Annotated in this window: 22 protein-coding genes and 1 pseudogene; 15 read left to right on the forward strand and 8 right to left on the reverse strand. The window is 42.3% G+C overall.

Annotated elements, in window-relative coordinates:
* The first annotated feature begins 20 nt into the window (after positions 1-20).
* Together ftsH and ACP26M_RS23220 are read left to right on the forward strand one after the other, a co-directional pair.
* Positions 21-2132, forward strand: a complete 2112-nt coding sequence (gene ftsH, locus ACP26M_RS23215) for an ATP-dependent zinc metalloprotease FtsH (protein WP_176625846.1) — start codon at positions 21-23, stop codon at positions 2130-2132.
* 56 nt (positions 2133-2188) lie between these two features.
* The gene (locus ACP26M_RS23220) at positions 2189-2827 is read left to right on the forward strand and encodes a LutC/YkgG family protein (protein WP_176625844.1); all 639 of its coding nucleotides are present in this window, start codon (positions 2189-2191) and stop codon (positions 2825-2827) included.
* Positions 2828-2945: 118 nt separating this feature from the next.
* Here ACP26M_RS23220 and ACP26M_RS23225 read toward each other — a convergent pair whose 3' ends face one another.
* Complete coding sequence (locus ACP26M_RS23225) at positions 2946-4031, reverse strand: metallophosphoesterase (protein ID WP_426583675.1); 1086 nt, start codon at positions 4029-4031, stop codon at positions 2946-2948.
* Between the two features lie 148 nt (positions 4032-4179).
* Here ACP26M_RS23225 and ACP26M_RS23230 point away from each other — a divergent pair, with 148 nt between their 5' ends.
* The 5 genes from ACP26M_RS23230 to ACP26M_RS23250 all read left to right on the forward strand — a co-directional run bounded on the left by ACP26M_RS23230 (position 4180) and on the right by ACP26M_RS23250 (position 8474).
* Entirely contained in the window at positions 4180-4551 is a 372-nt protein-coding gene (locus ACP26M_RS23230; protein ID WP_090532224.1) for a hypothetical protein, read from the forward strand.
* Between the two features lie 673 nt (positions 4552-5224).
* Positions 5225-6055, forward strand: coding sequence for a sensor histidine kinase (locus tag ACP26M_RS23235; RefSeq protein WP_426583677.1), 831 nt, complete (start codon positions 5225-5227; stop codon positions 6053-6055).
* Positions 6021-6662 carry a response regulator transcription factor gene (locus tag ACP26M_RS23240; RefSeq protein ID WP_188833621.1) on the forward strand — a complete coding sequence of 214 codons (642 nt, stop codon included), beginning with the start codon at positions 6021-6023 and terminating at the stop codon, positions 6660-6662. Before ACP26M_RS23235 ends, ACP26M_RS23240 begins: the two co-directional genes overlap by 35 nt.
* A 29-nt stretch (positions 6663-6691) precedes the next feature.
* The gene (locus ACP26M_RS23245) at positions 6692-7762 is read left to right on the forward strand and encodes a PA0069 family radical SAM protein (RefSeq protein ID WP_426583680.1); all 1071 of its coding nucleotides are present in this window, start codon (positions 6692-6694) and stop codon (positions 7760-7762) included.
* Between the two features lie 61 nt (positions 7763-7823).
* Positions 7824-8474 (forward strand): suppressor of fused domain protein, encoded by a 651-nt coding sequence (locus ACP26M_RS23250; RefSeq protein WP_426583682.1) that lies wholly within the window; start codon positions 7824-7826, stop codon positions 8472-8474.
* Between the two features lie 6 nt (positions 8475-8480).
* Here the strand turns inward: ACP26M_RS23250 and ACP26M_RS23255 are convergent, their stop codons facing one another.
* The 4 genes from ACP26M_RS23255 to ACP26M_RS23270 form a co-directional block, all read right to left on the reverse strand.
* Entirely contained in the window at positions 8481-8837 is a 357-nt protein-coding gene (locus ACP26M_RS23255) for a DUF2809 domain-containing protein (RefSeq protein WP_426583684.1), read from the reverse strand.
* 82 nt (positions 8838-8919) lie between these two features.
* Positions 8920-9663: a zinc ribbon domain-containing protein gene (locus ACP26M_RS23260; protein WP_090532210.1), complete on the reverse strand. Its 744-nt coding sequence runs from the start codon at positions 9661-9663 to the stop codon at positions 8920-8922.
* Entirely contained in the window at positions 9663-10760 is a 1098-nt protein-coding gene (locus ACP26M_RS23265; RefSeq protein WP_426583687.1) for a Nif3-like dinuclear metal center hexameric protein, read from the reverse strand. The genes ACP26M_RS23260 and ACP26M_RS23265 overlap by 1 nt, the downstream gene beginning before the upstream one ends.
* Before the next feature lie 32 nt (positions 10761-10792).
* Positions 10793-11155, reverse strand: coding sequence for a TM2 domain-containing protein (locus ACP26M_RS23270; RefSeq protein WP_090532206.1), 363 nt, complete (start codon positions 11153-11155; stop codon positions 10793-10795).
* 131 nt (positions 11156-11286) lie between these two features.
* Here ACP26M_RS23270 and ACP26M_RS23275 point away from each other — a divergent pair, with 131 nt between their 5' ends.
* The 6 genes and pseudogenes from ACP26M_RS23275 to ACP26M_RS23300 form a co-directional block, all read left to right on the forward strand.
* Positions 11287-12270, forward strand: coding sequence for an NAD-dependent epimerase/dehydratase family protein (locus tag ACP26M_RS23275; protein WP_426583689.1), 984 nt, complete (start codon positions 11287-11289; stop codon positions 12268-12270).
* A gap of 3 nt (positions 12271-12273) precedes the next feature.
* The gene (locus tag ACP26M_RS23280; RefSeq protein ID WP_426583691.1) at positions 12274-13065 is read left to right on the forward strand and encodes an SDR family NAD(P)-dependent oxidoreductase; all 792 of its coding nucleotides are present in this window, start codon (positions 12274-12276) and stop codon (positions 13063-13065) included.
* 4 nt (positions 13066-13069) lie between these two features.
* Positions 13070-13345: a hypothetical protein gene (locus ACP26M_RS23285; RefSeq protein WP_188833617.1), complete on the forward strand. Its 276-nt coding sequence runs from the start codon at positions 13070-13072 to the stop codon at positions 13343-13345.
* A 206-nt stretch (positions 13346-13551) separates the two neighbouring features.
* Complete coding sequence (locus ACP26M_RS23290) at positions 13552-14619, forward strand: ABC transporter permease (RefSeq protein WP_426583694.1); 1068 nt, start codon at positions 13552-13554, stop codon at positions 14617-14619.
* Positions 14594-15916, forward strand: coding sequence for an FtsX-like permease family protein (locus ACP26M_RS23295; protein WP_426583696.1), 1323 nt, complete (start codon positions 14594-14596; stop codon positions 15914-15916). The genes ACP26M_RS23290 and ACP26M_RS23295 overlap by 26 nt, the downstream gene beginning before the upstream one ends.
* 142 nt (positions 15917-16058) lie before the next feature.
* Positions 16059-18371: pseudogene (locus tag ACP26M_RS23300) on the forward strand (ABC transporter permease); the annotation flags it as partial.
* Here the strand turns inward: ACP26M_RS23300 and ACP26M_RS23305 are convergent.
* Positions 18365-18427 (reverse strand): YSIRK-type signal peptide-containing protein, encoded by a 63-nt coding sequence (locus tag ACP26M_RS23305; protein ID WP_223266147.1) that lies wholly within the window; start codon positions 18425-18427, stop codon positions 18365-18367. The pseudogene ACP26M_RS23300 and the gene ACP26M_RS23305 overlap by 7 nt on opposite strands.
* Positions 18428-18670: 243 nt before the next feature.
* Between ACP26M_RS23305 and ACP26M_RS23310 the strand changes: the two genes are divergently transcribed.
* On the forward strand, positions 18671-19618 hold the full coding sequence (locus tag ACP26M_RS23310; RefSeq protein ID WP_426583698.1) for a hypothetical protein: 948 nt from the start codon (positions 18671-18673) through the stop codon (positions 19616-19618).
* A 5-nt stretch (positions 19619-19623) separates the two neighbouring features.
* Here ACP26M_RS23310 and ACP26M_RS23315 read toward each other — a convergent pair whose 3' ends face one another.
* Together ACP26M_RS23315 and recQ are read right to left on the reverse strand one after the other, a co-directional pair.
* A complete protein-coding gene (locus ACP26M_RS23315) occupies positions 19624-20979 on the reverse strand; it encodes a UDP-N-acetylmuramoyl-tripeptide--D-alanyl-D-alanine ligase (RefSeq protein WP_426583700.1) in 1356 nt (451 codons plus the stop codon).
* A 173-nt stretch (positions 20980-21152) separates the two neighbouring features.
* Positions 21153-23330 (reverse strand): DNA helicase RecQ, encoded by a 2178-nt coding sequence (recQ, locus tag ACP26M_RS23320; RefSeq protein ID WP_426583702.1) that lies wholly within the window; start codon positions 23328-23330, stop codon positions 21153-21155.
* Between the two features lie 236 nt (positions 23331-23566).
* Between recQ and ACP26M_RS23325 the strand changes: the two genes are divergently transcribed.
* Entirely contained in the window at positions 23567-26074 is a 2508-nt protein-coding gene (locus ACP26M_RS23325; protein ID WP_373615427.1) for a M14 metallopeptidase family protein, read from the forward strand.
* Positions 26075-26163: the final 89 nt, after the last annotated feature.

The raw sequence follows: 26163 nt of genomic DNA on the forward strand, positions 1-26163 counted from the left end.
GTTTGAGCTCGTAAAAAGAAATGAAAGATATTAAAGATTCTAAATCAGAAAATCCAAGACCTATCCGTAAAATTGTGAACAAGAAGCCCTCACCAAAACCGCCCAAATTTAATATCATGTGGCTATATGGTATTGTTATTTTGGCCTTTTTATTGATTCCGGCCTTGTTAAACGGCGGATCGGGCAAACCGGTTACTTTCCAGGAATTTGAGGCAAACATGCTTCGTACAAATGATGTTCAGAAAATTGTAGCTTATAAAAGCGGCGATCTGGTAATGGCAGATGTTTACATCAAACAACAAAGCTTGTCAAAGCCATATTTTGCCAGTAACGTATCTAAAGACAAAAACTTTTTTAATACCAGTACCAATAGCGGCCCACAGTTTACTTTTACAGATGCTTCTTATGAAAGCCTGAAAAAGTCTATTGCCGATGCTCAAAAAGATGTACCTGACGACCAAAAAGTATCTTTACAATTTGAACAGGGACATGAAAGCCTGTTATCAAACTGGCTGGTACAGGGCGTTATCATGGTGATATTATTTGCCGGTGTATGGATCTTTATCATGCGCAGGATGAGCGGTGGTTCGGGCGGTGGCCCGGGCGGCCAGATCTTTAACATCGGTAAATCAAAAGCAACCCTGTTTGATAAAGAGGCCCAGGTAACTGTTACATTTAATGATGTTGCCGGTTTGGAAGAAGCTAAACAAGAGGTAATGGAGATTGTGGATTTCCTTAAAAATCCGAAGAAATATACTAACCTGGGTGGTAAAATCCCTAAAGGCGCGCTATTGGTAGGTTCGCCGGGTACCGGTAAAACCTTATTGGCCAAAGCTGTTGCAGGCGAAGCTCAGGTGCCTTTCTTCTCCCTTTCAGGATCAGACTTTGTGGAGATGTTTGTAGGTGTGGGTGCATCACGCGTACGTGATCTGTTCCGCCAGGCTAAAGACAAAGCGCCATGTATCATTTTCATTGATGAGATCGACGCTATTGGCCGTGCCCGTGGTAAAAACAATATTGTAGGTGGTAACGATGAGCGCGAAAACACCCTGAACCAGTTACTGGTTGAAATGGATGGTTTTGGTACCGATTCGGGTATTATCATCTTAGCTGCAACCAACCGTCCGGATGTACTGGATTCAGCGCTATTGCGTCCGGGGCGTTTTGACAGGCAGGTATCTATCGATAAACCGGATTTGATTGGTCGTGAGCAGATCTTCAAAGTTCACCTGAAACCTATCAAACTATCTGATGGTGTAGATGCTAAAAAACTATCGGCACAAACCCCGGGTTTCGCGGGCGCTGAAATTGCTAACGTTTGTAACGAAGCTGCGCTGATTGCTGCCCGTAAAAACAAAGAGGCGGTTGATATGACCGATTTCCAGGATGCTATTGATCGCGTTATCGGTGGTTTGGAGAAGAAGAATAAAATCATCTCTCCCGAAGAAAAGCGCATTGTTGCTTACCACGAAGCAGGTCATGCTATTGCTGGCTGGTTCCTGGAACATGCCGATCCGTTGGTTAAGGTATCTATCGTTCCTCGTGGTGTCGCTGCCTTAGGCTATGCCCAATATCTGCCAAAAGAGCAGTTTTTGTACACTACCGAGCAATTGCTTGACGAAATGAGCGTATCTATGGGGGGGCGTGTTGCTGAAGACATCGTTTTCGGTAAAATCTCTACCGGTGCACTGAGCGATTTGGAGCGTATCACTAAACTTGCTTATGCCATGACCAAAATTTATGGTATGAACGATAGCGTTGGTAATGTATCGTTCTATGATCCGCAGGGCGAATACCAATTTAATAAGCCATACTCAGATACTACAGCCGAAATGATTGACGCTGAAGTACGAAAGCTGGTTGATGTGGTTTATCAAAAAACCAAAGACTTGCTGAATGCTAAACGTGACGGCCTTGAAAAGATAGCTCAGAAGTTACTGGAAAAAGAAGTGTTGTTCCAAAGTGATTTGGAAGAAATCCTGGGTAAGCGTCCGTTTGATGAGCGCACAACTTATGATAAGTTTGTAAACGGTGAAGCTGCATTAAATCCGGATGTGGATAACAATGCTATTCCAGACTCGCTGACTAATCCTGAACTTTCAAGAATAGAAAGCGAAGATCCGAAACTTTAATTTTTAAATTATAACACAAAGCCACCGGCAAAGCTGGTGGCTTTGCTTTTTTAGTTATGAGGGATATCACTACATCAAAAGAAAAACTGCTTAAAAAAATCAGGAAAGCGCTTTTGGAGAAAAGGGATAACCCATACCCTCAGCTGGAAGATCAGCCCCTTTATCCTGCAACGGATGAAATGCCCGAGGTGGTCTTCGCCGAACAGTTTACCAACGTATCAGGCCAGTTTGTTTTTTGTGAGGATGAGCTGCAATTTATTGAAAACCTGCTTACCCTTGCCGAAGAACGTAAATGGCACAAAATTTACTGCTGGGAACCTAAGTTGCAGGAGATCCTGAACCAGTTTGAATACCCGCACTACGAAACCGATAAAGACTTTGAACAAGCCGAAGTTGGTTTTACTCTTTGCGAGGCTTTGATTGCCCGTAACGGAAGCATCCTGCTTTCAAACGGTAATATGGCCGGCCGCAGGTTAAGCATCTATCCATCGGTGCATATTGTACTGGCTTATACTTCGCAAATGGTTATGGACTTAAAAGATGGTTTTAAACTCATCAAAACCAAATATGGCAACCAACTGCCATCTATGATCAGCACGGTAACCGGCCCAAGCCGTACGGCTGACATTGAAAAAACACTGGTATTAGGCGCCCACGGCCCTAAAGAGCTTTTTGTTTTTATGCTGGAAGGGTGACCGTTGATTTTTTGATTACGATGATTTCGTTGATTTTTTCTTTTTAGGATTACACCGATTGATTTTTTGATTTCTCCGATTGAGGTTAGCCTGTTGTCTTTCGCCTTTTACCTCGGTCTTAAAATAGCTCTTCCAGCCTGCACTCCTCCAGTATTATCCTTTCACTTTGGTTTTGTGCGTTATATTCCCATTTTACGAGGCGGATTTGGCCATCGGCAATTTCAATGCCTGTTATATCGCCATCATCGTAACAACAGCAGCCGCTATTGAAATAGCTTGGGTCGCATGCGCTAAAATCGGGAGCCACATCACCCTTCACTTGCCGATTAACGATCTGTTTATTTAGTTCATCGGCCAGGTTATCGTCTCCGGCTTTCCTTGCTTTCGCGATATCGTTATACAGTTTTTCGAGATGGGTTAATGACCTGAATACCGGTTGATGTGTGTGCCCGGTTATTAGCAGCGTGTTTTTTTGCCTCTGGCTCCATTCATACATAATGCGGTTATGATCTGTTTTGAGCAAGTCGTTATTTGCCGGGGTATTAATATTAACCTTCAGATATGCCTGGAAAGGTGCCCATACATTGGATACAAACCATTTACTGAACCAGTTGCCATCGCTTTGCAAATCGCCCTGGTGGCCATGCGTCATGAATATATTTAGTGGTTTACCATTAACTGTTGTTTGTAGTACAGCTCCTTCATAGATCTTAATTACTTCATCATAAATTTGCTTTAATCCAACTGCCGCTAAAGGGTCATTGTCCCAAAACAGATCATGATTGCCAAATATTTTCATGAATTCTTTACGTTGTATGAACCGTTTTTCGCTTTCAAATGTGGCTTTGTTGTGCTTTTTTATGGTGATGAATAAGTTTTCCCAAAGCTCCTCGCTGTCGCCAAGATTGATGTAGAAAAATTGTTGGCTGTAGTAATAATCAAGTGCTGTAAGGTAGTTCTTCTCGGCAAGGGCGAAGATATCCATATCATCACGAGCGCCTTTATGTTGATCGGACAGGATAATGAATTTACCTTTTTCTGCATCGAAAGGTATTAAAAGGCCTTTTTTACCCGACCCGGTTAGCAGGCTTTTGTATAACCGGTTCAATGATCTGTTAACCCGCTTCTTATCCGGTCGTGACGAGAGCCTGTCGGCCAACCGGGCAACCGGCTTGGTTAACAGTTTTTGTAAAAACTTGCGCATGACTTTTTAACGTATGATATAGTGTATTGTGTTGTAAGTTGACAGTTACTTTTACCGTGTTTAAACGGGATAAAAAACGGTGAAATGACGGATGTGATATTTAGCAATAATTATATAGATTGGAGGCTAAATTTAATCCCCCAATTATATGGAAATTATTGACTTAAAAGCAGCCCGCGAAATGGTGGAAAGGTATAAAAATACCCGTAAAACCCTTATTGATAAGGAACATAGCGTTCGTGACACGGAGTCTACATGGATCCCGATTGATAAATTAAAAGCGTTTATTGACAATTTACCGGCGCATGCTACCGGGGTAAGGTTACACTTTGGTGTTCACGCCGCCGACCATGGCTATGCGCCGCACCAAACATCAGTTGCTATTGTTGGTACAGTGGCCGGAACAGGGGAGGATGAACATATTGATGCTATACAATCGGATGCTGTTGAGGCATTGGCAGGCAGTGGGCTTCAGGCTTTGAGTTCAGGAAAAGAATGTCCGCCAATGTGCAAGGCATAGAATAAATTAACCATTTGCATGAATGCTGAAATAGATGCGTTATTTTAGCATTCATGTTAGAGAGTTTTTATTTTGTAACGGATGTGGTGGCTTTTTTTTGCTGCCTTTTTACATACCGGTTGCTCGACAATAATTTTAGAACCTTGTTGCCGCTGTTAAGTTTTATCCTTGTTTACGATTTTGTAAACCTTTTTAACTGGCTAAATCTTCATCATTCAAACGCATGGTGTAATAATATTGAAGATATCCTGTTGTTTGCTTTTTTTACAAGGTTTATACAGGCATTTGATGAACGGCCCAAAAGGCGTAAAAAGGTTTTTATTGCTGCCGGTATTGTTATATTACTCTCAATTGCTGATATTTTGTTTATACAGGGGGTATTTAAAAGAGCAACCGCAGCCACAGTTATTCAAGATTTGTTTTTGATATGGATGATCTGTAATTATTATTACCGCCTTCTGAACAATGATACTGACGAATATATTGAGCTGATAACTCATCCCCCGTTTCTGGCATTAACAGGCATATTTTTTTATTACTTATCTACAACGTTTTTTTATTCATGTTTCAGTTATATGGTTTATCGAAATAATTATCATTTTTATCTGATAGCGGCAACGCTGCTTAACCTAACAACTTTTGCATTGAATTTTTTATTTTCAATAGCCTTTATATGCTCTTTCAGGAAGAACAGGTTATCCTCGTTATAATAGCGGGTTCTGCGCTAATGCTGTTGCTTGGCGTATTTATCATTGGCTTTATGCTGATGTATCAAAAAAAGCAAAATAAGAACCAGCTTGAAAAAGAACATCTTAAAGCCTCATTTAAGCAGGAGATGCTTAAAACGCAGATAGAGATCCAGGAGCAAACACTAAACGATATAAGCCGCGAGATCCATGATAATATTACCCAGGTGTTATCATTTGTGAAATTGAACCTGGGCCTGCTTAACAATAGCCTTGATGATGAAAAAAAAGCCCGTGTAAATGAGAACCGCGAACTGGTTTCGCAAACCATTAATGATTTGAGGCACCTTTCAAAAAGCATGAGCTTTGAGCATATCAGCTCACAGGGGCTTATAAAAACCCTCGAAACCGAAACCGAACGTTTAACCCGCAGCGGTATCATCAATGTTATTTTTGATGTTGAAGGAGATGTATATAGTTTAGGCGAACAGCGCGAGCTGGTGATATTCCGGATCTTTCAGGAAGCGGTAAATAATACTTTGAAATACGCTAAGGCAGCTAACCTTAAAATCGGTTTGTATTATACTGCACAAATGTTTAATTTGCTCATCGAAGATGATGGTGCTGGTTTCAATACCGAAAAGGTTGATAATAAGGGCGGTTCGGGATTGCGGAACATTGAAAACAGGGCAGCTTTAGTAGGCGCGGACGTAATTATTGCCAGCTCGCCTGGTAAGGGTTGCCAGATAAAATTGTCGTTCAATCCCCTGGTACAACAAATTTATGCTAAAGGAACCCATTCAAATAGCCTTAGTTGATGATCATAAACTCTTCAGGAGCGGTATGGCTGCTCTTGTCACCAATTTTAAAAGATACAACATACTATTTGAGGCCGCAAACGGTCAGGAACTAATTGATACGATAAGCAAAGGCATAGTCCCTGATATTATACTGTTGGATATCAGCATGCCGGTTATGGATGGGGTTGAAGCTGCACAGGTGCTGCGGGCCAAACATCCCGGTGTCAGGATTATTATTTTATCCATGTTCGAAGATGCCGAAAAGGTGCTGATCATGGTAAAAATGGGTGTAAAAGGCTACCTGCTTAAAGATTCGGAGCCGCATGAAGTTGAAGACGCCCTTTTGAAAGTTGCGCAGGGAGAGCTTTATTACCCCGAGTTTGTAACCCGTCATCTGATCACTAACTTTAACAGTAAGTTAGAAAACATAAAGCTTAATCCCCGCGAGATCGAGTTCCTTCGCCTTACCGGTACCGAACTTACTTATAAAGAAATTGCCGAAACCATGAACATCAGCGTGCGCACCGTTGATAGCTATCGCGACCAGCTTTTTGAAAAACTCCAGATCAAAAGCCGCGTAGGGCTGGTTTTGTATAGCATAAAAAATAAACTGATTGAATTGTAATTTGCTAATAAATTTAGCAAATTTGTTCGATGTCACATGAGGAAAATCCGGATTTTTTTAAAGGACGAGGGGCGCAGGTAAATACGCACAATAAGTTTCTGAAAAACAAGTATGTACTTGATCATATCGAGGGTATTGACGAGCCTTTGCTTGAAAATAGCAACACGCAGCTTTTTGAAGAAACTCCAAAAAAAATAGTAAGCGAATCCAATAGTCCCGATCTGAGCCATATGTACTCGATCAACCCGTACCAGGGTTGCGAGCATGGTTGTATTTACTGTTATGCCCGTAACAGCCATGAATATTACGGCTTTAGCGCCGGGCTCGATTTTGAGCGCAAGATCATTATTAAACCCAATGCCCCCCAGCTGCTTGAGCAATATTTCAACAAAAAAAATTATAAGCCGGTTTGCATCATGCTGTCAGGCAATACGGATTGTTATCAGCCTGTTGAACGGAAGCTTAAAATAACCCAGGCCTTGCTGGAAGTTTTTTGGAAGTATAAAAACCCGGTAAGCATCATCACCAAAAACAACGTTATACTGCGGGATCTCGATTTGCTTACAGATATGGCCAGGCTGAACCTGGTACATGTAAACATATCCATCACCTCCCTTAATGAGCAACTGAGGCAGAAACTTGAGCCGCGCACTGTAACAGCAACAGGCCGTTTGGCGGTTGTTCAAAAGCTTTCGGAAAAAGGCATCCCGGTACGGGTAATGGCAGCGCCGATCATTCCCGGGTTAAACAGTAATGAAGTGCCTAATATCATTAAAGCCGCCGCCGACAGAGGCGCTTTAGCCGCCGGTTTTACCATGGTGAGGCTCAATGGCAGCATAGCCGAAATTTTTAGCGACTGGATCTATAAGGCTTTTCCAGATCGCGCCGAAAAGGTACTGAATATGATCCGCTCGACGCATGACGGCAAGTTGAATGATAGCGATTACGGTCGCCGGATGAGCGGCGAGGGCAAGGTGGCCGAATCCATTCACCAGATGTTTAAAATGGCTTGCAAACGCTTTATGAGCGATAGGCAGATGCCAGAATATGATTATAGTTTATTTGTACCAAGGAAGGGGAAACAGACGAGTATGTTTTGAGAATTTAACAAATACCAATAACAGGCTTTGCTTATATTTAGGGACTTAAAACTTAAATCTTATGCAATCAAAAATAGAACGTTATAAAGAACAGTATACAGAAGATGATATGCCCGGTTACGATGCTATTGCTTTAAAGGAAAAAGAAGTATATGGCGAGCAGGAACCAATGCATTGGGCTACAGTTGTGCCTTATGAGTTGGGAGGCGAAGATCCTTTATGGGCTGTTGACTGCTTTGTCAGTGAAATACAGCAGTCGCATTTGCACTTTATAACTCTTGGTTTTTCAAATTTATATTTTGATGATAAGCTTGTCGAAGAAGAAGTGAGTGGTTTTGGATTTGAGATAACTTTCAGGTATTTGCCGTTAGAGGGTGAAGACAGGAAAATTGCCTGGCCTGCCAACCTGCTGCAAAACATTGCCAAATATGTTTTCAAAACCCAGCGAGGATTTGATCAATACCACTATATGTCGGCGAATGGCCCTTTACGGGTAAACACTGATACAGAGATCACGGCCTTTGTATTTTATATAGATAGCCAAATGGGTACAATTGAAACGCCACATGGCAGTGTTAAGTTTTTACAACTTTATGGCTTAACAAGTGGCGAGTATATTGGCTTGCGCAATAAGGATTTTACAGCAAAAGAACTTTTAGATAGTCATAGGGTTACAAATCCGTTATTGATCACTGATTTAAACAGGAGATAACGTTTTTTATCGCATTTTATCAATCCCAACGCCTATCCCCACCCCAAAAACATAACACAACAAATCGCCCCACAAAAAGCCCTCACCTAAAACGAGCCTGCCAAACAGTGTGTGCCTGATGGCATCTATCCATGGCGCTTTATAAAGCTGGCTAAATTCTATCGCGAAGCAAAACAGCAAAGCCGCTATAACATTGAACTTGGTAGTTTTGGTAATAAACAAAAACCTCATGATAAAGTAAACCATCGTAGCCCATAAGATGTCGCCTATAAATAAAGGGATGAATGTAAAATGGCGGGATAACAAACCGAGGATAATGGTTGCTATTGTTAATATAAAATAGGTTATCCTGGTTTTAGGCATGAGATAAATATCGGCTAAATAAATGCAAAAAAAAAGGCACCCGCCGGATGCCTTTAATATATTTAATTTTATAAATGGTTGCTTATGCTTCTTCAGCTTCTAAAGCCATTTGCTCGTCAACAAGGATACGTCCGCAATGCTCGCAAACGATGATCTTTTTACGCTGACGGATGTCTGACTGGCGCTGAGGCGGAATTTGGTTAAAGCAACCAGAGCATGAATCACGCTGAATGGTTACAACTGCAAGCCCGTTTTTAGCGTTTTGACGTAAACGGGTGTAAGCAGTTAATAAACGCTCTTCGATGTTGTCCATAGCTTTTGCAGCCTGGGCATTTAATTCGGTCTCTTCTTTTTCGGTTTCGGCAGTAATGGTGCCTAATTCTTCTTTCTTGGCGTCAAGGTCGGCCTGACGGGCTTCCAGATCGGCCAATGCTTTTTCGTAAACCTGGGTTTTGTTGGTGATTTCGAAACCGTATTCACGGATCTTCTTTTCACTCACCTGTATATCTAAGCCCTGGATCTCAATTTCTTTTGAGATAGCATCATATTCGCGGTTGTTTTTAACCTCGTTAAGCTGGCCTTCGTATTTTTTGATGTTCGCCTGAGCTTCTTTGATCAGGTTTTTACGGGTAACTATGTCATCTTCCACATCGTCAAGTTCACCTTTGATCTTTTGGATGCGGGTTTCAAGGCCTGCAACGTCGTCCTCAAGGTCGGCAACTTCCATTGGCAATTCGCCCCTTACCTGGCGGATCCTGTCAATCTTGGTGTGGATAGTTTGTAGTTCGTATAAAGCTTTAAGCTTTTGTTCTACGGTTTGTTCCATTAAATAAAATATTTGACGGGGTTTGTATTTACTTCTGTTAAACGGACGGCAAAGATAGGGAATTTTTTTCTAATTATTTCATACAATAATTGCTGCGTAAATTGTTCACTCTCAAAGTGTCCGATATCTGCAATAACTATCTTTCCTTCGGCATCAAAAAACTCGTGATACTTGTAATCTGCAGTGATAAAAACGTCGGCCCCTGCGGCTATGGCATGCTTTAGCAAAAAGCCCCCCGAACCGCCGCACACAGCTACTTTTTTAACGTGTTTGCCCAATAATTTAGTATGCCGTATCACATGCGTGCGCATCTTATCCTTTACATGAAACAGGAAACTTTCTTCATTAAGCGGCATTTCCAACTCGCCTATCATACCCGAGCCTACCTGCTGGTGCTGGTTGGTTAAATTGTAAAGATCATAGGCAACTTCTTCATACGGATGGGCCAGGATCAAAGCCATCAGGATCTTGCTCTCCAAATTGGCCGGATATACGGTTTCTATCCTTACTTCATTTTCCTTGTGGCGTTTGCCCGCTTCACCAACATAAGGGTTAGCGGCTTCATTACCCTTGAATGTTCCGGTACCTTCGGCATTAAAGCTGGTCTCGCTGTAATTGCCAATGTTGCCTGCTCCTGCATTAAACAATGCGTCGCGCACAGCGTCGGCATGGCTTAACGGAACATAGGTAACCAGCTTTTTGATAAGGTTATGTTTTGGCAAAAGTATGCGGGTGTTTTTTAAACCCAAAGTTTCGCAAATGCGGGCATTAACACCGGTCATGATGCTATCCAGGTTGGTGTGAATAGCGTATATAGCAATACCTTTACGGATAGCTTTTTCAACCACGCGTTCTACATAAGTTTTACCGTTGAATTTCTTGAGCCCTTTAAATATTATAGGGTGGTGAGATATGATCACCTGGCAGCCGGTGGCGATGGCTTCATCAACCACAGCTTCGGTGCAATCAAGCGAGACCAGGGCCTGGCTTACCTCCTGCTCCGGGTTGCCAACGATCAGGCCAGAATTGTCATAATCTTCCTGATAGTTGAGCGGTGCGAGGCTTTCAAGGTAAGCGGTTAAGGCAGATAGTTTCATTAAGTTTTTTTAGAGATAAATAACGGCTTTGTTTAGCTGCTCATTTTAGCCATTTGGTAGCTTTCATAAGCCATATTCTTATTATACTCCAAAGTTATCGACTTATTGTTGATCAAATCCACAATAGTGCCAATCCAGCAAAAACCTACTGTTAGCAAATAAACAATACCCATCCCAATCTGGCCTAATACAAAGCGCTGAATGCCGGCAAAACCTACAAAACCAAGCAAGGTAAATAACAATATATCCTGCGAGTTTTTGCGCTTATTGCTATAAACCATGTAAAAATATTTTTTCTGGCTTTCTGTCAGATCGGGGGTGGCGTGCTGTAAAAATCCCAACTCTTCTGGCGAAAAACCGGCAAACGTACTATGTGGGTCCTGGTACATGTTCATATAGGTAAGGCTTATTAAAAAGTAATAAGCCAAATTTAAATATTTACCGCATTAAAACTATAGGTTAAAAAATGATTTAAAAATTCTTTTCCATACGTAGGGGTAAACAATAGTGATGTTGTAATACCTGTATGAAAGTTTTAGTAACCGGGGCAACAGGGTTTATTGGCAGGCAGCTCACGTTGTCGCTGGCTATGCATGGTTATGATGTTAAAGCCTTATGCCGTAATACCGATCATCCATGTTTAATAAAGCATAAAAATATTGAACCGGTTACAGGCAATATCCTGTACCGGCAAAGCCTGGGCAGGGCAATGCAGGGCTGCCAGCAGGTGTATCATACAGCCGCCATGGCCAAAATGTGGTGCCGTAACCCCGATGATTACCATGAAACCAATGTTGTTGGTACCCGTAACGTGCTTGAAGTTGCGGCAGGTGCCGGTGTACAGAAAATAGTTTACACATCAACCTGCGGTGTTTGGGGCCCAACAGTAAAACATCCCATGAGCGAGAATGATCCAAGAATAGCTGGTTTCCCCATTGCTTACGAGCGTACCAAATACCTGGCCGAGCTTGAAGTGAAAAATTTTGCAAAGCAGGGAGGGATATACATCGTTACAGTAAATCCATCACGCGTATATGGCGAAGGGCCTTTTACCGAAAGTAATACAGTAGGTAAAATGGTTTCGGCCTATTTACGCGGCAAATGGCATTTTATTCCTGGCAATGGCGAACAGGTAGCCAATTATGCTTTTTTAACCGATGTGGTTGATGGACATTTGGCGGCTATGAATAATGGAACCAGCGGCGAACGCTATATTTTAGGCGGAGAGGATATTAGTTTTAATGATTTTTTCAAAACAGTACATCAGGTATCAGGTAAACAACATCGTCTCATTCATCTGCCGTTAAAGGCTATTGAATTTTATAGCCATTTTGAAAAGCTTAAATCACAGCTTACCGGGCTGCGCCCTTTCTTTTTGCCTGAGTTTGCCGAACGTTTAAAGTATGATCAAAAATACAGCAGCAATAAGGCCATAACGCAGCTTGGTTACCGGATAACCCCTTTTACAGAGGGGATGCATAAAACCATTAATTACCTTCAACAAGCCTGAAGCATGATAGATCAGACAGCCATTATAACCGGAGCCAGCGAAGGGTTGGGTAAATCGTTTGCCATTGAACTGGCGTCGCGGCAAATAAACCTGGTACTGGTATCATTGCCAGCTACCGGATTGCCTGAGCTGGCATCCTTTGTCCGTAAAAACTTTGAGGTTAAAGTGAATTATTTGGAAATTGATTTAACACTTGCCGAAAGTTACCCTGCAGTTTTTAATTACCTTAGTGATGAGCAAATTACGGCCCACCTGCTCATCAATAATGCGGGTTTAGGTAACTGGTCGTGGTTTGAAGATTTGAACATTGGGTTTTATAAAAAGCAAATTGAACTGAACGTGATTACACCTGTACTGCTTACACGCTTGTTCCTGGCCCAGGCCGATGTCTCTGCTACCTCTTATATATTGAATGTAGGGAGTTTGGGCGGCTTGTTTGTGGTGCCTAAAAAGCAGGTTTACGGTGCTACCAAATCATTTATCAGGTATTTTACCAAATGTTTGCAGCTGGAACTTCATGGCTCAAATGTGAAGATCAGCTTGCTTAGTCCTGGAGGGATCAATACCAAGCCCGAGTTGCTGGTAATGAATAATAAACTCAAAGGCATATCAAAGGCAACCATTATGGAGCCCGGGCACGTAGCACGTATAGCGGTGGATGGTTTGCTGAAAGGGAAAAAAGAGATCATCCCGGGTGTGGTAAACCGGATGCTTGTTTTATTAAACAGTTTGCTGCCTGCCTGTGTTAAAGAAATCATTATAAGGCAGCGACTGGCCACCATTATTAAAAGCTGACAGCATGATCATTTCATTACTTACCTATCGGCATATTAAAAACCTTTGCAGCTTTTTTAAGCGCACCCGCAATAGTTTTAAGCTTATTAATAATGAGCGGATCGTTATTATTTCGGGCAGCATGCGCGGATTGGTATTGTATTTTGACCGCGATGCATGCGAGGTGAAAAATGGAGAAACAGATTTTATCAGTATTGATATAACGCGCGATTTTTCGGTTGAGATGCTGATGCGGATCCTGGTTAATCACAACATGATAACTCCTGTTTTTGAAGGTTGATTGCCCTCCGGGTGCCCGCGTTTCAATTTTCCTGAGCTATTTCATCTGATGCGGAATTTTAAATTCGTACACCCGTTGTAACGTATCCGAACGATATTATCTGTCCATGTTTTTAATAAATTGATTATTAATGGTTTATATCATGGCTCGAATTTTGAAGACACAAAATCCCAGATCTTCGTTAGTAACCCTTAGCCTTTGTAATCATGATCAGAACTTACTTTAAACTTGCCTACCGCAATTTAATTAAGGATAAAGCTTATTCTATTATTAATATATCAGGTTTAGCTGTTGGCCTTGCAGCAAGTATCCTGATATTGCTTTGGGTACAAAACGAAACAAGTTATGATCAGTTCCATAAAAATGCAGGGCAATTATACCGTATAAACTGGGATGTTGATGGTTTAACTGTGGCCGGTACCCCTACCGCAATGGCCGCATCCGTAAAATCACAATTGCCGGTTGTTAGAAATGCGGTGCGCATCAGCCCGAAGAGTTACCTGTTTGAAGCCAACGATAAAAGGTTTATAGAAGACAAAGTAATTTATGCCGATCCTAATTTCCTGGATGTATTTTCATTTCCGCTTGTAAAAGGTGATCGTGCAGAAGCTCTAAAGCAAATAGATGGCGTTTTAATAACAGAAGCAACAGCCGCGAAATATTTTGGCGATCAAAATCCCGTTGGTAGGTTTTTAAAGAAAGACAATAGTGAAAACGTAATAGTGACCGGGGTTTTAGCCAACGTCCCTGCTAACTCGCACATGCAATTTGATTTTGTAATGCCAACGGCAGCGTTATACAAAGCTAACCCTAAGGTGGAAAAATACCAATGGGAGGCGCCCTATTTTCATACTTATGTTCAGTTAGATAAAAATTTTGACCCAAGCCCTGCCAATTTAAAAAAATTGGAAAGTCAGATTTTTCAGATCTATCATAAATACGAACCACAAATGAAAAGTGCGTTCCATCTTCAACCCGTTACCCAAATTCACATGGCCCCGGCGATAGAGATGGATTTACCCGGACACGGTAATGCGCTGTACCTAAAAATGTTTTTTGTTGTAGCTATTTTAATACTTGCCGTTGCCTGTATCAATTTCATGAACCTGGCTACTGCGCGTTCGGCCCGAAGGGCTAAGGAAATTGGTTTGCGTAAAGTAGCCGGAGCGCAAAGGTTTCAATTGATATTCCAGTTTTTAAGTGAAGCCGTGTTCATTGCTTTTATCGTTGTTGCTGGCACTTTGGATAGTGATTTTAGTTCTGCCACAGTTTAATCAGTTAGTTGGTAAGCAACTCGCAGTTAATTTCGGTGATGCGAAGCTCTGGCTTAGTTTGCTGTGTATTGCCTTGGTAACGGGGGTGATATCGGGCAGTTACCCGGCGCTGTTTTTATCCGGTTTCAACCCTGTTAAAGTGCTTAAGGGGAATGTGAAATCAATGGGTGGTAATTTAATTTTTCGCCACGCTTTGGTGGTTACCCAGTTTGTTGTTTCGGTGGTTTTACTGATAGGTACGATAGTTATTTACCAGCAACTTAAGTTTGTACGAGAAAGAAATCCCGGCTTTAACAAATCCAGTCTTTTATATATGGATATGAACGGTGACATGGTAGATAAAGAAGCTTTGCTGAGAAATGAGCTACGGCAAAATCCGCTCACCAGTGATTTTGCTATTACCAACGAACTTCCTATAGATGTGGGAGCCGGCGCAAACGTTTCATGGCCGGGCAAGGATCCCAAAACACTTGGTAACCCGACACCCGGGTTATATGTAAGTGAGAATTTTGCCCATCTATTCGGATTGAAGCTACTGGCAGGTCGTTTCTTTTCCGAGTCGATCAAAACCGATTCAAATAATTGTGTCATTAACCAAAAGCTACTGGGCTTGATGGGCTTTACTGATCCTGCAGCAGCCATTGGCAAACCGATGACATTGCACAACAAACCAAGTATTATTATTGGTGTGGTTAAAGATTTTAATTTTAAACCTGCCCAGTCGGCCATCGAACCCTTGATCATTGCTTTAACAGGTGGCGGTGGTACAATGGTTATACGAACTAAGCCCGGAGCAACCTTTGCAACTATAAAGGCTCTGGAGAAAATGAGTAAAGAAATTAGTCCTGCTTATCCTTTCAGCTTCAATTTTGTTGACCAGCAAATGGCAAGCCTTTACCATGGAGAGCAGCAGATGGGTAATATTTTTAAACTATTTGCGGCAATAGGCATTTTTATTTCATGTCTTGGTTTATACGGTTTATCGGCGTTTATTGCCGAACAGCGTACCAGGGAAATAGGCGTACGCAAGGTATTGGGCGCATCGGTATTTAACCTGGTTTATTTATTATCATCCGGAATTACCAGGTTGATCCTGATAGCTATCTGTATAGCATTACCGGTTGCGTGGTACGCGGCAAATACCTGGCTGGCTGGATTTGCTTATCATATTAATGTTAGCTGGCTGATATTCTTGGTGGCATCGGGGTCAGCTTTGGGTATAGCCTGGCTTACGGTTAGCTATGAATCTATCAAAGCCGCAACCGTGAACCCTATTAAGAGCTTAAGAACTGAGTGATGCTTGCGTTACATAAATGAACACCCAATTGTCCGTATCCGAACGATAATGTGCTGTTGCTTTCATTTAAGTTGTTGACATGTAGCTATTTGTGATATTGGCACTGTTTTGCATGCCACACAATTAAATAAAACGGATTTTTATGCTGAAGAACTATATCAAAACCGCCTGGCGGAACCTTGTCCGCAATAAGTTTTATTCGGTGATCAATATTGCCGGGTTAACCCTGGGCCTCGCCATTGGGATCCTGATCCTGCTTTGGGTGCAGGACGAATTTAGCTTTGATAGCTTTCATAAAAACGCATCAAATATTTACCGGGTAGAGCTTTTTGGCGGTACAGGGGCCAGCAAACAGATCTGGCAAACAACAGTGGCACCGATGGGGCCGCTGGCTAAACAGGAACTGCCCGTTGTGCAAGATCAGGTGCGCATAACCAATAACTGGTTTTTCTCATTATTTAAATACCAGGATAAAATTTTTAACGAGCAGGCGGTAGGCTTTGCTGATCCCTCCCTGTTTACTGTTTTTGATTTTCCGCTGATTGAAGGTAACAAGGCAAAGCCTTTTACGAACGATAATTCCGTAGTGATTACAAAAAGAACGGCAAAAAAATATTTCGGTAATGAAGATGCTTTAGGAAAAGTTATTGTGGCCGATAATAAAGAGAATTTTACTGTATCGGGCGTTATTGATGATTTCCCGCTTAACTCAAGCATTAATTATGATATGATCATGTCCATGAGCTATCATATCAAATATATGTTTACCAACAATAAGGTTGATCTGAACCATGATTTCAGCAATTACGCTTATGAAACCTATTTGTTGTTGAAACCGGGCACTTCTTTAAAAAAGCTATCGGCCGATTTGAATAAAGTTCACCTGAAACGGAAGCCTGAAGATACCGATGCCGATTACCTCTTGCTGCCCGCAACTAAAATGCATCTTTATAATGCGGACGGTACCGACCGGGGGATCAGCACTGTACATATCTTTATCATTATCGCCTTAGTAATATTAGTGATTGCCTGTATCAACTATGTTAACCTTTCAACCGCGCGGGCCACGCTGCGCGCCAAGGAAATAAGCATGCGAAAGATCATCGGCGCGGCAAAAACACAATTGTTTATGCAGTTTGTGGTAGAAACAGCTTTGCTGTTTATCCTTTCGTCGGTTTTAGCAGTGTTGGTAATTTATAACGTAATTCCTGTATTTAATGAAATTGCGGGTAAGCAACTGGTATTTAATCTTTCCAACTACCATATCTGGTTGGTTATTGCGGGTACCATCACTGCTACACTTGTATTGTCCAGTATTTACCCGGCGCTACTGCTTTCATCTTTTGAACCATTAAAAGCACTCAAGGGTAAAATCTCCAATGGTATTGGAGATGTGCTTTTCCGTAAGATCCTGGTAGTGGTGCAGTTTACCTTTTCAGTAGTATTGATCATCAGTACCATTGTGATCACCAGCCAGCTTAATTACATCCGGTCAAAAAATTTAGGCTATGATAAAAGTCACGTGTTTGCTTTTTGGATGCGCGATATGAAAGATCATTATGATGCTGTTAAAGCCGAACTTTTGAAACAACCGGGTGTTGAAGCCGTAACGCGTTCAAGCGGCAATATTGTTAATAATGGTGGTATTTCCGGCGATAACGATTGGGATGGTAAAGCCACCGGTCAAACGTTTATTGTACATCCCCAAGGAATTGATAAAGATTTTATTTCTTTTTTCAAGATAAAAATGGCTGCAGGTCGCGGTTTTGATGGCTCGGTGAGTGATTCGGCTCATTATATACTGAATGAGGCGGCAATTAAGGAGTTGGGCATGAAAGACCCGATTGGCAAACGTTTCAGGTTACGTAAAACCGAAGGGACAATCATAGGCGTGGTAAAGGATTTCCATTTTGCAAGTATGCGTGAAAAAATTGGGCCGATGGTGTTTTTCTACGCCCCGGATACGTATGCTTCACTGTATATTAAAACAACCGGCGATGGTGCGCCAAAAGCCATAGCAGCTGCCGAAAAAGAGTTTAAACAATACAATGGGCAATTTCCGTTTGGTTACACTTTCCTGGATGACATATTCAACAAACTTTACCAGGGCGAACAGCGGGAAGGTACATTGTTTAACTATTTTGCGGGGATAGCTATTTTAATCTCCTGCCTTGGCCTGCTTGGTTTGGCAGCTTACACCGCTCAGGTACGTACCCGCGAAATTGGTGTGCGGAAAGTTTTGGGTGCTACCGTAACAAATGTTGTTGCCTTGTTAGCAAAAGATTTTATTAAGCTGGTGCTTATTGCTATCGTTGTGGCTTTCCCGATTGCCTGGCTGGCCATGAGCCACTGGCTTGATGAATTTGCTTACCGAGTTGGCATAAGCTGGACAGCCTTTGTATTAGCTGCCGTGATTGCCCTATTGATTGCCTTTATCACTATCAGTTTTCAATCGGTTAAGGCCGCGCTGGCTAACCCGGTTGATAGTTTGCGGAGGGAATAAAGATTGATTTAGAAACGTAGAGACGCATCACATGCGTCTCCCGAATGACTGGTTTTGCGCTGATTGCTTACCTGTCCTCATGGGAGACGCATGTGATGCGTCTTTACTTTGAAAACTTAAAACAACTCCACCAGCCGTTCCAAAGCCATCCCTGTTGATCCTTTGGACTGTTGGACACTCCACTTATTAAATATTTTTTGCTCTTGATATTTTGCTTTAATTTTAAAGCGCTGTTCCAACATGGCGTTTTTATGAAAATATTCTTTAGCCTGATCCTTACCCTTTTTGCACTTTATTCATTTGCTCAAACTGAGAGTGAATTTCCCAATCAAATACATACAGTTAAGTCCGGTAAGCTTGTAAGAATAACCGGAACTAAGGTTTATATGCAGATACCTAAAGATTATCGGTATATAAAAGAGTTGGCCCGCTATCAAAAAAATGATAAGTTGTATATACAAGTTGTTGAATCAACTGCTGCAAATTTTAATAATGCCAAGACTGGTTTTACGAGGGAAGCAATTGAAGCCAAAGGGGCAAAAATTGATGTTGTAAAAGGCATTAAATTAAATCAGTTTGACGGCATTTTTGGCGATGGACCTTCCAAATATCCCGACGAAATAAAAGTGATGTTAGTTTTTGGTGACGAAACATTTGTTACCTTGATTGCGGGCGTTTGTAAAACAGCAGACGGACAAGGAAAAAAGGAGTTATTAGATATCTTGAGATCAGTTTACTATGACAAGGAATTGAAATCAGATCCGCTGGAATTGGCTAATTTTGAATTTGATCATTCCATCACCAATTTTCAATATGCTATGACCGCTTCAAATATGTTTATGTATAATGAAAATGGTAAAGCTGATGTGAACAACTCACTGGCCAATTCTTTTATCATTGCGTCACTCCCTAAAGTTACGGAAGAGAAAGCGAATGAGTTTGCCAATGATATGCTTTGGCGATACGAAAAAAAGGGTATCAAGCTTGACAATAAAACAATAAGCAAAACCAAAATAGGTAATTATACTGCCTATGTTTTAAATACTAAAACAACACTTAACGGAACGGCTGGCGTAATGTACCAGGTAGCATTGGTAGGTGAAAATTCCAGTCTTCTTTTTATGGGAAGTGCTTACAGCAATACAAGCAATTACCTTGTTAAGTTTAAAAAAACAGTAGAGTCGATAAAGATTAAGTGATTAGTTTAAAACAATTCCACCAACCGCTCTAAAGCCATTCCTCTTGATCCTTTGATCAGGATAGTTGAATTGGTAATAGGCTGTGCTTTCAAAGCAGCAATGGCATCTTCGGCAGTTTCATAAAACTTGTCCATGGTCCATGGTCCACGGTCCACGGACTGCGAAGCACCTAAAAAATCCTTTCCGATAAAGATGCGTTCATCAACAGGGGTGTCCATCGCTTTGCTGATAACAGATGCATGTTCAACAGCCGCTTCCGGCCCCATTTCAAACATATCGCCCAAAATAAGCACCTTCCTTTTAGCCTCTATTTTGCCCACGTTTTCAATAGCCACAAACATGCTGCTTGGGTTGGCATTGTAATAATCGCAGATAAGCGTATTGGTAGCCGTTTGTACAATTTGCGAGCGGTTGTTTTTAGGCTGATAACCCTCGATACCGGCGTTGATTTCATTAGCCGGTAAACCGAGATATGTTCCGATACATATGGCTACTAAAATATTGGGCAGGTTATAAGTACCAGTTAGCTGGGTTTTAACTTGATAGCTGTCGCCGGTTTTATTATTGGTCCACTCCAAAGTAAGTAAGGGAGAGTTTTCCAACAGTTCACCGCTAATGAGATTATCAATGGCATCAGTACCATAATACTCCACATGACGCAAACGACGGGCCGCAGCCATCTCCATTAAAACAGTATCATCGCTATTGATAAAGACAGCACCATCTGTTTTGCTTACTCTCCCTTTAGGGGGCAGGGGGGCAAAATAATCATACAACTCTCCTTTACCCTTCTTTACACCTTCAACTCCGCCAAAACCTTCCAGATGCGCTTTACCAACATTGGTAATTAAGCCAAGCGATGGTTGAGCAATGCTGCAAAGCAGCTCGATCTCTTTTTGGTGATTGGCCCCCATTTCAATAACGGCCACCTCGTGGCTGGCATCAATGGTTAAAATGGTAAGTGGTACACCAATATGGTTATTTAAATTGCCTTGGGTAGCCTGGGTTTTAAAATGCTGCGATAATACGGCATTGATCAGTTCTTTGGTGGTGGTTTTGCCGTTGGTACCTGTAAGTCCGATAACCGGGATGTCAAGCTGACGGCGATGATAACGCGCTAAATCCTGCAAGGTAGTTAAAACATCCTCAACCAATAAATACTGTTCGCCCAGTTGATATTCGGCGTTGTCAATTACTGCGTAAGCTGCACCGGCCTCAACTGCTTTTTGTGCAAAAGTGTTGGCGTCAAACTTATCGCCTTTGAGGGCGAAGAACAGACTGCCAGGCACGATCTTCCGGGTGTCGGTGCTAATTACGGGGTGTTTGAGGTATATATCGTACAGTTGGGTTGTGGTAGTCATGTGTGTTGAACAAATACAATTCAAAAATATGTCATCATTAGCTTGCGCACGTTTGCAACGAGTGCTTAACGTGGCTCGGCGATTGTATCGCCGGGCTTGCGTTTTAAACGCAAGCCCATTTTAAGCGCTCGTTGCAAACGAGCGCAAGATTGTTCTTTCAAACTTAACAAAAATTATTCCCCCTTGTTCATCCAGCCAATTACAGCTTTGATTTCACCGTAGCTGTAATCATCGCCTAAAACTTCTTTTAAGGGCGATAGTCTTTCAGTTCCATAACTTTCAACGGCGTCGGCAATAACAGCGATCTTTTTCTGCGGAACTATTTCGGTGATATCCAGATCGCCGTTTTGTACATAATAACTCAGGTGTGTTTCTATGGTAGCTGTAGTGAACCCGCGCTCAGCAGCTATTTCGGCAACGGTTTTTCCGGAGCGATATAGGTTAAACGTTTCGGCTTTAGTATCATTGCTTCGCGAAGAAGATTTGGTTTGCCCCGGTGATTTCGCCTTCCGCTCCCGTTTAGGCGATTTCTGTTTTATTTTTGAGCCGAGGCCTTTTTCAGCACAATAAATCTTAACCGGTTCAAGCAGTTCGCGACCATAACGGGCCAGTTTAATATCGCCAAAACCAGAAATCATTCGCAGTTCATCCAAACTTTGCGGTAGGTAGGTAGCCATTTCCTGCAGTGTAGCATCGGATACAATAACATAAGCCGGTACATTTTCACCCTCGGCAATGCCCCGCCTAACTTCCCTTAACCGGTTGAATAACGGAATCTCATAAGGCAGGTTTTCTTCATGGTGAACCTCTTCAACTTTTTCTATCTCAATAAACTCAACCTTTTGCCCGCCCTTTAATACGTCGGTGCTCTGCGCGGTAAGTTTTAATACCGGGTATTCATCGCCGGCGGTTTGCAGATAGCCCATACTAATCAACTCGCGGATGTGGTGCTGCCAGTCGGCCTTGCTGATATCTGCACCGATACCGTAGGTTTTTAACTGCTTATGTTCTTCACGGATCTTATCGCTTTTTGATCCCCGCAAAAAATCTATTACATAGTTAGCCCCGAAACGTTCATTTAACCGGGCTACCGCCGAGAGCGCTTTTTGAGCGATCAGCGTGCCATCAAAACGTTTATATTCGGTTAAGCAAACATCGCATGAGCCGCATTTGGCCGGGAATTCTTCGTCGAAGTATTTCATCAGGTATTGCCTGCGGCACGATAGCAGCTGGCAATATTTAACCATATCATTAAGCTTATTAAGCATGATGCGGCTTTGCTGCTCATTGCCTTCTACTTTGGCAAAAGCCTGCAATTTCATTGCATCGCCGGGCGAGTAAAGCAACAATGCTTCCGATGGAAGCCCATCGCGCCCTGCCCGGCCTGTTTCCTGGTAATAGCCTTCAATGTTTTTAGGCAGATCAACATGCACTACATAACGCACGTTTGATTTATTGATGCCCATACCAAAGGCGATGGTAGCTACAATGATTTTGATATCATCTCGCAAAAATGCTTCCTGGTTACGGGCTTTTATTTCGTTGCTTAATCCGGCATGGTAGGCTTCTGCAGCAAAGCCTTCACCTTTTAAATCCTCGGCCAATGCCTCGGTAGATTTGCGGGATAGGCAATAAATAATCCCCGACTCATCCTTATGTTCATTTAAAAAGGCGATGAGCTGTTTAAAGCTGTTCTTTTTAGGCGCCACGCGGTAAGTAATATTTGCCCTGTTAAATGAGGATACAAATATTGCCGGCTTATGAAGGTTGAGCTTTTCAAGGATATCTTTTTGCGTAAGCTTATCGGCTGTAGCCGTAAGTGCTATAACCGGCACCGACGGAAACTCTTCCTTAAGCCCGGCAAGCATTAAATACTCAGGCCTGAAATCATGTCCCCAAGAGGAGATACAATGTGCCTCGTCAATAGCTATCTGTGCAACTTTCAGCGTTTTTAAAAAAGGAATAAGCTTACTTTCTTTATTTTCTTTGCTTTCGGCACTGAACAAACGTTCGGGGGCAAGGTAAAGTAGTTTGATCTCATTGTTTCGGAGCCGGTTTACAAGCACCCTCGTTTCCTCGGGATTTAACGACGAATTGAGGAAAGCCGCAGGGATGCCGTTAACGTTCAGGCTATCTACCTGGTCTTTCATCAGCGCAATAAGCGGTGATATTACAATGGTCAGCCCATCGAGCAGAACAGCAGGTAACTGGTAGCACAATGATTTGCCGCCACCGGTAGGCATCAGCGCCATTACATCCTGCCCCTTAAGTATATTTTGAATGATAGCCTCCTGCTCATGCCTGAAGGTACTATAACCAAAGTATTTTTGCAGGGCCTGGATAGGTGTCATGTTTGTTAATTGCAGATATGCAAATGTGCAGATTTCAGATTATAAATGTGCGGATTTCAGATGTGCAAATTTTAGATAATGCGCATCCTATTTGTTTTGTGTTTTTATAAATAAATTCAGTGTATTTTCTAATCATTTACATATCTGCACATCTGAAATTTGCACATCTAACAATTTGCCAATATTTTTCTGCATATTAGCTTATCTCTTTTCTCCTATATATCTATTATTTATTTATGATAAAAAAACATTTACTCCTTTTTGTATTTGTAAGTTTTTTTTGCCCGGCCTTTGCGCAAAAGATCCAATCGCCGCAGGAGTTCCTGGGTTATAAACTGGGTGAGCATTTTACTCCACATTATCGTATCGCCGAATATTTTAGATACGTTGCGTCGGTTTCAAAAAATGTAAAACTTCAGCAGTTTGGTACTACCAACGAGGGCCGGCCTTTACTGGCGATGTTCATCGCTTCTGATGAAAATATTGGCAGGCTGGAAGAGATCCGTCATAATAACCTTAAACTGGCCGGGATTGAAAGCGGTGGCGGCAGCACTGCCATGCCTGTTGTTACCTGGCTAAGCTATAATGTACATGGTAACGAGCCTGCATCAAGCGAAGCTTCGATGTGGACTTTGTTTGACATGGTTGATCCGGCAAATGCTGCTACTAAAGCCTGGCTTAAAAATATGGTTGTTGTTATCGATCCTTGTTTAAACCCCGATGGGCGCGACCGCTATGTTAATTTTTATAATTCGGTAGTTGGCGCTGCGCCAGATCCCAGCCCAACATCGCGCGAGCACGTTGAACCGTGGCCGGGAGGCAGGGTAAACCATTTTTATTTTGACCTTAACCGTGATTGGGCCTGGCAGCAGCAAAAAGAAACCCAGGCCCGCGTAGGCTTATACAACCAATGGCTGCCGCAGGTTCATGTTGACTACCATGAGCAGGGTTACAACGCACCTTATTACTTTGCCCCTGCTGCCGAGCCTTACCATAAAGATATTACCCAATGGCAACGCCAGTTCCAGATCACCATTGGTAAAAACAATGCCAAGTACTTTGACCAGAACGGCTGGATGTATTTTACAAAATACGAGTTTGATTTACTGTACCCATCATATGGCGATACTTATCCTTTATACAATGGCTCTATCGGCATGACGTATGAGCAAGGTGGTATCAGTGCCGGTTTGGCTGTGGTTACCCGCAGTGGCGATACCCTTACCTTGGTGCAACGTGTGGCCCATCACCATTCAACAAGTTTAAGCACGCTTGAAATAGCCGCGTTAAATACTCAAAAGCTTTTGGATGAGTATAAAAAGTTTTTTGACAACAGTCGGGCCAATCCCCCGGGCGATTACAAAACCTATGTTATTAAAAACGATAACAATAATAAAATTAACGCGTTGGCAAAAATGCTGGGCCGCAACGGCATCCAGTATGGTTTTGGCTTAGCTAATAAAACCGTTACTGGCTTTAACTATGTTACCCAAAAAACGGAGCAATATAATGTTGGCGCAAACGATCTGGTAGTTAATGCCTATCAGCCTAAAGCAGTATTACTGCATGTGCTTTTGGAGCCCAAAACTTTTATCCCGGACTCTAATACATATGATATTACAGCATGGTCGCTTCCATACGCTTATGGTTTAAAGGCCTATGGGTTAAAAGAATCATTTAAGCCTGCCAGCACCGAGTGGAGTGTTGCTGCACCTAAGCCGCTGGTAAATACCCATGCCTATGCTTATGTATCGGCATGGCAATCGGTTAACGATGTGAAATTTTTGGCCGCTTTGCTTAAAAAGAAGATTAAAGTGCGTTATGCCGAAAAGCCATTTGAAGCAGGGGGCAGGCAATTCACAGCAGGTTCATTAATTGTTACCCGTGCAGGCAACGATCTGGCCGATTTTGACCAGGTGGTTACTCAAACCGCTGCATCACTTAATCAGGAGATCACCCCTATTTCAACAGGCTTTGTTGATAAAGGATCGGATATCGGTTCGGATGCGGTAAGGTATATCCATCAGCCTAAAATAGCATTGATTGCCGGAGATGGTATAAACTCCGAAGCAATGGGTGAGGTTTGGCATTTGTTTGAGGCACAAATTGGATATCCGGTCACTTTAATAAGGTACCAGGATTTAAGTCGCACAAAACTGGGCGAGTTTGACGTAGTGATTTGTCCCGATGGGCGTTATGAAGATTTTCCTTCAGAGAAATTACAGAACTGGATCCGTGATGGCGGTAAGCTGATAGCCGTGGATAATGCTGTATCATTACTGGTTGATAAAAAAGGCTTCCTGATTAAGCATAAGGAAGAGAAAAAAGAAGACAAGGATAAAGAAAAGGACAAGGATAAAACCGTTAAATTATATGGAGATCGCGACCGGTTAGCGCTTAGCGAGTCCATCCCCGGTGCTATTTATAAACTGAACCTTGATAATACACATCCGCTTGGTTTCGGTTTGCCTGATTATTACTATTCGTTAAAGCTGAACGACGATATCTACGACCTTTTTTCGGGCGATGATGGCTGGAACGTGGGCACCATAAAAAAGGATGGCTATGTATCGGGCTTCGTTGGTGCAGAATCAAAAAAGAAGATCAACAACGGATTGTTGCTTGGCGTACAGCCTATGGGCCGCGGTTCGGTAGTTTATATGGTTGATGATCCGTTGTTCCGTAGCTTCTGGGAAAACGGTAAGCTGTTGTTCAGTAATGCAGTATTTATGGTGGGGCAGTAGTGCAGTTTGCAGTTTGCAGTTTGCAGTTTGCAGTTTGCAGTTTGCAGTTTGCAGTTTGCAGTTTGCAGTTTTTGAATTAGCTGATTAAG

It is taken from the genome of Mucilaginibacter sp. R-33 (assembly GCF_049949235.1).
GTDB lineage: Bacteria > Bacteroidota > Bacteroidia > Sphingobacteriales > Sphingobacteriaceae > Mucilaginibacter.